The sequence below is a fragment of the Synechococcus sp. BA-120 BA3 genome (assembly GCF_034931285.1).
Taxonomy (GTDB): Bacteria; Cyanobacteriota; Cyanobacteriia; order PCC-6307; family Cyanobiaceae; genus Cyanobium.
The window spans coordinates 1-6,734 of sequence record NZ_JAYGHZ010000331.1 but is presented as its reverse complement, the minus strand read 5'-3'; the positions used below and the strand labels follow the sequence as shown (position 1 = coordinate 6,734).

General features: G+C 71.4%; 9 protein-coding genes, 1 tRNA gene and 1 pseudogene. 10 read left to right on the top strand and 1 reads right to left on the bottom strand.

Going from position 1 to position 6,734, the window contains the following annotated elements:
• Positions 1–258, top strand: a pseudogene (locus tag VB737_RS13710) (hypothetical protein); the annotation flags it as partial.
• A complete protein-coding gene (tatC, locus tag VB737_RS13705) occupies positions 255–1,025 on the top strand; it encodes a twin-arginine translocase subunit TatC (RefSeq protein WP_500313756.1) in 771 nt (256 codons plus the stop codon). The pseudogene VB737_RS13710 and the gene tatC, both read left to right, overlap by 4 nt.
• Before the next feature lie 21 nt (positions 1,026–1,046).
• On the opposite strand, the gene VB737_RS13700 is transcribed toward tatC, so the two are convergent.
• Positions 1,047–1,376: a DUF3067 family protein gene (locus VB737_RS13700; protein WP_323305120.1), complete on the bottom strand. Its 330-nt coding sequence runs from the start codon at positions 1,374–1,376 to the stop codon at positions 1,047–1,049.
• 126 nt (positions 1,377–1,502) lie between these two features.
• On the opposite strand from VB737_RS13700, the gene petC reads away from it, so the two are divergent.
• The 8 genes from petC to VB737_RS13660 all read left to right on the top strand — a co-directional run.
• The gene (gene petC, locus VB737_RS13695) at positions 1,503–2,063 is read left to right on the top strand and encodes a cytochrome b6-f complex iron-sulfur subunit (RefSeq protein ID WP_500313754.1); all 561 of its coding nucleotides are present in this window, start codon (positions 1,503–1,505) and stop codon (positions 2,061–2,063) included.
• A 59-nt stretch (positions 2,064–2,122) separates the two neighbouring features.
• Positions 2,123–3,064, top strand: a complete 942-nt coding sequence (gene petA / locus VB737_RS13690; RefSeq protein ID WP_500313752.1) for a cytochrome f — start codon at positions 2,123–2,125, stop codon at positions 3,062–3,064.
• On the top strand, positions 3,061–3,921 hold the full coding sequence (lgt, locus tag VB737_RS13685; RefSeq protein ID WP_500313758.1) for a prolipoprotein diacylglyceryl transferase: 861 nt from the start codon (positions 3,061–3,063) through the stop codon (positions 3,919–3,921). Before petA ends, lgt begins: the two co-directional genes overlap by 4 nt.
• On the top strand, positions 3,918–4,682 hold the full coding sequence (cobM, locus tag VB737_RS13680; protein ID WP_500313751.1) for a precorrin-4 C(11)-methyltransferase: 765 nt from the start codon (positions 3,918–3,920) through the stop codon (positions 4,680–4,682). The genes lgt and cobM overlap by 4 nt, the downstream gene beginning before the upstream one ends.
• Positions 4,679–5,260 carry an alpha-ketoglutarate-dependent dioxygenase AlkB family protein gene (locus VB737_RS13675; RefSeq protein ID WP_500313749.1) on the top strand — a complete coding sequence of 194 codons (582 nt, stop codon included), beginning with the start codon at positions 4,679–4,681 and terminating at the stop codon, positions 5,258–5,260. The genes cobM and VB737_RS13675 overlap by 4 nt, the downstream gene beginning before the upstream one ends.
• 82 nt (positions 5,261–5,342) lie before the next feature.
• A complete protein-coding gene (locus VB737_RS13670) occupies positions 5,343–5,993 on the top strand; it encodes a hypothetical protein (RefSeq protein WP_500313747.1) in 651 nt (216 codons plus the stop codon).
• A 109-nt stretch (positions 5,994–6,102) separates the two neighbouring features.
• Positions 6,103–6,174 (top strand) — tRNA-Val (locus tag VB737_RS13665).
• Between the two features lie 134 nt (positions 6,175–6,308).
• Positions 6,309–6,734 (top strand): helix-turn-helix domain-containing protein (locus VB737_RS13660; RefSeq protein ID WP_500313745.1); only part of this gene is annotated, 426 nt, incomplete at its 3' end.

The following is a 6,734-nucleotide window of genomic DNA, read 5'->3' as shown; positions in this document are numbered from 1 at the left end:
GTGCTGAAGGGCTCGGAGGGCACCCCTTCCGACGCGGACCTGCGGGAGGCAGCCGACCTGGCGGCCCACTTCAGCCGCGGCCGGGCCAACGGCCGGGTGCCGGTGGTGATGGTGCCGACCACGGATCTGCAGCGCATCGCCGGCGCCGGCCCCGGCACGGTGCGCCATCGGGGGGGCGAGGTGCTGTGGGCGGTGCCCGAACGGGCCGCAGGTCTGCTGGCCGCGCCCCCTAAGCTGCCGGGAACGGAACAGCCATGAGCGACCCCATCCCCGAGGACACCTTCCCCGGCGAGTTCCCCGGCGAGGTGCACATGAGCCTGGTGGAGCACCTCGAGGAGCTCCGCCGGCGGGTGCTTCGCAGCCTGCTGGCGGTGGTGGTCGGCGCCGCCGCCTGCCTGCTGGCGGTGCGTCCCCTGGTGCGGCTGCTGGAGGTCCCGGCCGAGGGGATCCGCTTCCTGCAGCTGGCCCCGGGTGAATTCCTGTTCGTGTCCCTGAAGGTGGCCGGCTATGCGGGGCTCACCCTGGCCCTGCCCTACGTGATCTTTGAGGTGCTGGCCTTCGTGTTGCCGGGGCTGACCCGGCGGGAGCGGCGGCTGGTGGCCCCCGCCGTCGCCGGCTCCACCGTGCTGTTCGCCGCCGGTCTGGCCTTCGCCTGGTGGGCCCTGGTGCCGGCCGCCCTGCGCTTCCTGGTGTCCTACGGCGCCGACGTGGTGGAGCCGATCTGGTCGATCGAGCGCTACCTGGACTTCGTGCTGCTGCTGATGGTGGCCACGGCCCTGGCCTTCCAGCTGCCGGTGCTGCAGCTGCTGCTGGGCGCCCTCGGCCTGATCGACTGGCGCACCATGCTGGGCGCCTGGCGCTGGGTGGTGCTGGTGGCGGCCCTGGCCGGGGCGGTGCTGACCCCCTCCACCGACCCGATCACGATGCTGCTGCTCACCGGGGCGATCACGGCGCTCTACCTGCTGGGGGTGGCCCTGGTGGCCCTGTCCGAGGGGCTGCGGCCCTCCCCGTCCCCCTCCGCCTGAACGACCGGGGCCCGGCCCTGCTCAGAGCATGAACTCGCTGGCGCGCCCCGCCGGCAGCTCCAGGGGCAGGGACAGGGCCTTGCCCAGCCGCGGCTTGTCGGTGGTGGTCCGCAGCCATTGGCGCACCTGGGACGCCACCCCGAGTCCGTTGAGGGAGCCCACCAGCTCCTCGAGATGGGCCTCGTAGGCCTCGGGGGTGAGCGGGAACGACTGCTGCTCCAGGTACCCCCACATCACATGGAGGTAGAGGCGACCGCGACGCTGCACCAGCTGCAGGTCATAGGAGGCCTGCCAGCGGCTGCGCAGCAGTTCCAGCAGTTCCTCCCGCCGCAGCGGTTCCGGAGAGGTCATGGCGGACGGCGCACTCCACAACAGCATGTTGCAGCCGGCCTCGGCCGGGTGCGGCTCGGACCAGGGGCGGGAAGGGCAAGGTTCATAATGGGCGCCACGTCAATCGGTCACACCGCGCCGTTCCCTATGACCCAGATTCCTGCGGCCTCTTCGAACGGTGGTGCTTCTGGTGATGTGCCCGGCATGGGCCGCCGCCAGTTCATGAACCTGCTGACCTTCGGCTCCGTCACGGGGGTGGCCCTGGGTGCCCTCTATCCGGTCGTCAACTACTTCATCCCGCCCAAGGCCGCGGGCAGCGGTGGCGGCGTCACCGCCAAGGACGAGCTGGGCAACGGTGTCACCGCCACCGGCTGGCTGGCCACCCACAAGGAAGGTGACCGCAGCCTGGTGCAGGGCCTCAAGGGCGACCCCACCTACCTGCTGGTCGAGGGCGGCGAGGCCATCGGCGACTACGGCATCAACGCCATCTGCACCCACCTGGGCTGCGTGGTGCCCTGGAACAGCGGCGCCAACCGCTTCATCTGCCCCTGCCACGGCAGCCAGTACGACGCCACCGGCAAGGTGGTGCGCGGTCCGGCCCCCCTCTCCCTGGCCCTGGCCCACGTCAGCGTCGAGAACGACAACGTGTTCCTCAGCCAGTGGACCGAAACCGATTTCCGCACGGGCGAGAAGGCCTGGTGGGCCTGATCGGCGCCTGAATCCCCCTCCCCCCGCTTTCCTCTCCGACGCCCGCCAACTGCACCCCCATGCGCCGCTTCCTCTCCCCCCTGTTCGGCACCCTGCTCACCCTCAGCGTTTCGGTGGGCGTGCTGCTCCTGGGGGCCAGCCCCAGCTGGGCCTACCCCTTCTGGGCCCAGCAGAACTATGCGACCCCGCGTGAGGCCACGGGCAAGATCGTCTGCGCCAACTGCCACCTGGCCAAGAAGGCCACCCGGGTGGAAGTGCCCCAGGCGGTGTTCCCCGACACCGTGTTCAAGGCGGTGGTCGAAATCCCCTACGACACCGCGGTGCAGCAGGTCTCCGGCAACGGCAGTCCCGCCGGCCTCAACGTGGGCGCGGTGGTGATGCTCCCCGACGGCTTCACCCTGGCCCCCCAGGATCGCCTCAGCGATGAGCTCAAGGAGGAGACCGCCGGCATCTACTACACCCAGTACAGCGACGACCAGCCCAATATCCTCCTGGTGGGTCCGCTCCCCGGTGACCAGCACCAGGAGATCGTCTTCCCGATCCTCTCCCCCGACCCGGCCACCGACAGCGCCATCCATTTCGGCAAGTACCAGGTTCACGTCGGCGCCAACCGTGGCCGCGGCCAGGTGACCCCCGAGGGTGAGAAGACCAACAACACCGTCTACACCGCCCCGGCGGCCGGCACGGTCAGCGCCATCAGCACGGACGCCAACGGCGCCACCGTGGTGGAGATCACCGGTGCCGGCGGCGCCGTCACCGAGACGGTTCCCGCCGGCCCCACCCTGACCGTGGCCGTCGGCGACGCCGTCGAGGCCGGTGCCCCGATCACCAATGACCCCAACGTCGGTGGCTTCGGCCAGATCGACGCCGAGGTGGTGCTCCAGAACCCGGTGCGCATCTACGGGCTGCTGGCCTTCTTCGCCGCCGTGGCCCTCGCCCAGATCATGCTGGTGCTCAAGAAGCGCCAGGTGGAGAAGGTCCAGGCGGCGGAGGGCTTCTGAGCCTTCCTCTCGGCCTCTTCACCTCACCGGGACCCCTGATCTTCCAGCTGGGTCCAGTTTCCGTTCGCTGGTATGGCCTGCTCATTGCCCTGGCGGTGCTGCTGGGGCTGCTGCTGGCCACCCGGCTGGGTCGCCAGCGGGGCATTGAGCCGGCCCTGATCGCCGACCTGCTGCCGCTGATGGTGCTCGGGGCCGTCGTCGGCGCCAGGATCTATTACGTGGCACTGGAATGGCGCCAGTACCGCAATGACTGGCTCGATGTCTTCGCCATCTGGCGCGGCGGCATCGCCATCCACGGCGCCCTGATCGGCGGGACGCTGGTGACGGTGCTCTTCTGCCGCTGGCGCCGCCAGGCCTTCTGGCCCCTGCTGGATGTGCTCGTGCCCGCCGTGGCCCTGGGCCAGGCGATCGGGCGCTGGGGCAATTTCTTCAACTCCGAGGCCTTCGGCCTGCCCACCAACCTGCCCTGGGCCCTGACCATTCCCATGGCCAACCGGCCGCCGGAGTTCCTTGAGCAGGCCTCCTTCCACCCCACCTTCCTGTACGAGTCGCTCTGGAACCTGGGGGTCTGCGGCCTGCTGCTGGTTCTGTTCCGCCTGGGCGGCAGCGGCCGCCTGCGGCTGCCGGCCGGTGCCCTCAGCTGCGTGTACCTGATGGCCTACAGCAGCGGCCGCCTCTGGATCGAGGGGCTGCGGCTCGATCCCCTCTGCCTCTTCTCCCAGCCCCCCTTCTGCAGCGGCGGCCTGCGCATGGCCCAGCTGATGAGCCTGCTGCTGATCCTGCTGGGGGGGGCGGGCCTGCTCTGGCTCTACCGCTTCCGTCGTCCCCTCCCTGACCCCTCCGGCCTGACCGCATGACAGCCACCGTCCAGATCGTGGGAGCCGGCCCCGGCGCCCCGGACCTGCTCACCCTGAGGGCCGCGCGGGCCATCGAAGCCGCCCAGGTGCTCGTCTGGACCGACTCCCTGGTGAATCCCCAGATCGCCGCCCTGGCGCCGCAGGACTGCGAGAGCGTCCGCACCAGCACCCTCACCCTCGAGGAGGTGATGGCCGTGGTGCTGGAGCGGGCCCAGGCGGGACGGAGGGTGGTGCGCCTCCATGACGGTGATCCCTGCCTCTACGGAGCCCTGCAGGAGCAGATCTGCCGCCTGGCCGATGCCGGGCTGGCGGTGGAGGTGGTGCCGGGCCTGAGCGCCTACCAAGCCACCGCCGCCGCCCTGGGCGCCGAGCTGACCATCCCCGGCCGGGTGCAGACGATCGTGCTGAGCCGGGCGGGCGGACGCACCGGCACGCCGGAGCGGGAATCCCTGGCCCGGCTCGCCGCCCTGCAGGCCTCCCTCTGCCTGTACCTGAGCGCCCGCCATGTGGAGGAGGTGCAGGGGGAACTGCTGCAGCACTACCCGGCCGACACCCCCGTGGCCATCGGCTACCGGGTCAGCTGGCCCGACCAGTGGCTCACGGTGGTGCCCCTGCACGCCATGGCCCGGGTCAGCCGTGAGCGGAGCCTGATCCGGACCACCCTCTACGTGGTGAGTCCGGCCCTGCGGGACGCCGGCGGAGCCCGTTCCCTGCTCTATTCCGCCAGCCACAACCACCTGTTCCGCGGCGGGGCGGAGTGACGTCGGCGGCGCCCTGCCTGCGCCACTGGCGGGGCTGGGTGGGCGCCGCGGAGGCCGATGGCTGGCTGCGGACGCTGCTGGAGGAGGTGCCCTGGAAGCAGGAGTCCATCACCGTCTACGGCCGTCGCCACGCCATGCCCCGCCTCACCTGCTGGATGGCCGACCCGGGCTGCGGCTACCGCTACGCGGGCCTGGAGAACGCCATCGAACCCTGGACGCCCCTGGTCGCCGCCATCCGGCGGCGGGTGGGAGAAGCCGCGATGCGGGAGTTCAATTCCCTGCTGCTCAATCTCTACCGCGACGGCCGCGATGCCATGGGCTGGCACGCCGATGACGAGGCTGAGCTCGATCCGGACGCCCCGATCGCGTCCCTCAGCCTGGGGGCGGGCCGCACCCTGCGCTTCCGCCCACGCCGGCGGGGCACCGCCGAGGCCGTGGCGGTGGAACTCGGCCACGGGGACCTGCTGCTGATGGACCCACCCACCCAGCGGCTCTGGCAGCACGGGCTGCCGCGGCGGCTGAAGGTGGACGCCCCAAGGCTCAACCTGACCTTCCGGGTGGTGCGCGTGCCGCCGTAGGGGGCGGCTGGCTCGGCCATCCGAGCGCCGGGGCGGTGGCGACAATGGACACGGTGTGCCTCCGAGGGGCGTTTCGAGGGCGATGGCCAGTTCCCGTGGAAGCCGATGCCGGCCGCTGCTGCCGGTGCTGCTGGGCCTGTCCCTGCTGGCCAGTGGCTGCCAGGGAGTCGGGGTCAGTGAGGCCGGTCGCGAGCGCTGCCGCCGGCTCAGCGCCGGCGCCGGGAATCCGGTCACGGCAGCCCTGAGCTATGTCCGCTGCCTGCCCGACACGGACCAGAGCCTGGCGCTGGAGAGGGCGGCGATGGAGAAGGCGGCCGCCGCCCGCCGCGAGGCCCTGGAGGCCTGCCGCCGGCGCCAGGGGAGGATCACCACCCTGATGGAATCCCTGCGCAGCGCCGAACAGGAGCTGGCGGCGGCCCGCAACAGCCCCTTCCGCCCCAGCGTGGCTCCCCCCCAGCCCCTGGATGCCGGCCGGGAGTCCCGCTACCGCGCCGAGGACCAGCGCCTCGACCGCGAGCGCTACGAGGAGGCCCTCGGCGCCTGGGAGCAGCAGGTGGCCGCCGAACGGGCCCGGTGGCGCCAGCAGCGCAACGCCCGCGTCGCCGCCGCCCAGGACCGCCTGGACCGGGACGCACGGGCCCTGAGGGACCTGCAGCCGGATCTGTTCACCGGACCGGCGAGTATCGAATTCAACCCCGTGGCGGTGGCACGTCAGCGCACCGCCTGCATTTGACAGTCAGTTCGGCGACCGTGTAGGAGGGTTCTGGCCGCAGGGCCGGGCCGGAACTCTCAGCCGCAGAAAGAATCACTTTCAGTGTCGCAGGGGTGTCGGTCGCAACGACGGGCGATTAGCACAGCGGTAGCGCACTTCCTTCACACGGAAGGGGTCACTGGTTCGAATCCAGTATCGCCCATGTCTTTGCTCCGGTTTTCCCACCGGTAAGGTCCCCACCGATGGGTGCTGGTCGCGATCGTGACCGCTCGTCATACTGCTGGCTACGCAGCGCATCAGGAGACCCTGCCCTTGCCCGAATCTCCTGCCGCGACCATGGCCGCAGAGCACTGGAGCGCTCCGATCCCGGAACTCGTCGAACTGGGCGAACGGCTCGCCGCAGCCCGCCGTGACCAGGGCCTGAGCCTGGAGGATCTGGCCGACCGGCTGCGGCTGGGCAGCGAGCAGTTGACGGCCCTCGAGACCGGCGACCACCGTCACCTGCCGGAGGCGGTGTTCGTGGTGGCCCAGGCCAAGCGGGTGGCGGGGGCCCTAGGGATCGACGTGAGCCAGCAGATCAGCGATCTGCAGAACAGCCGCCTGATGCGGGTGGGGCGCAAGTCTCAGGCCCGCCCCCTGCAGCGAAAGATCCGGACCGCGCCGGCCCCCGCCCGCCGCGGCGCCCCCCTCGGCTGGCTGTGGGCGGCCCTGGTCCTCCTGGGCGGCGCTGCCGTCGCGGTGGCGGCCCTGCGGGGCAGGGTC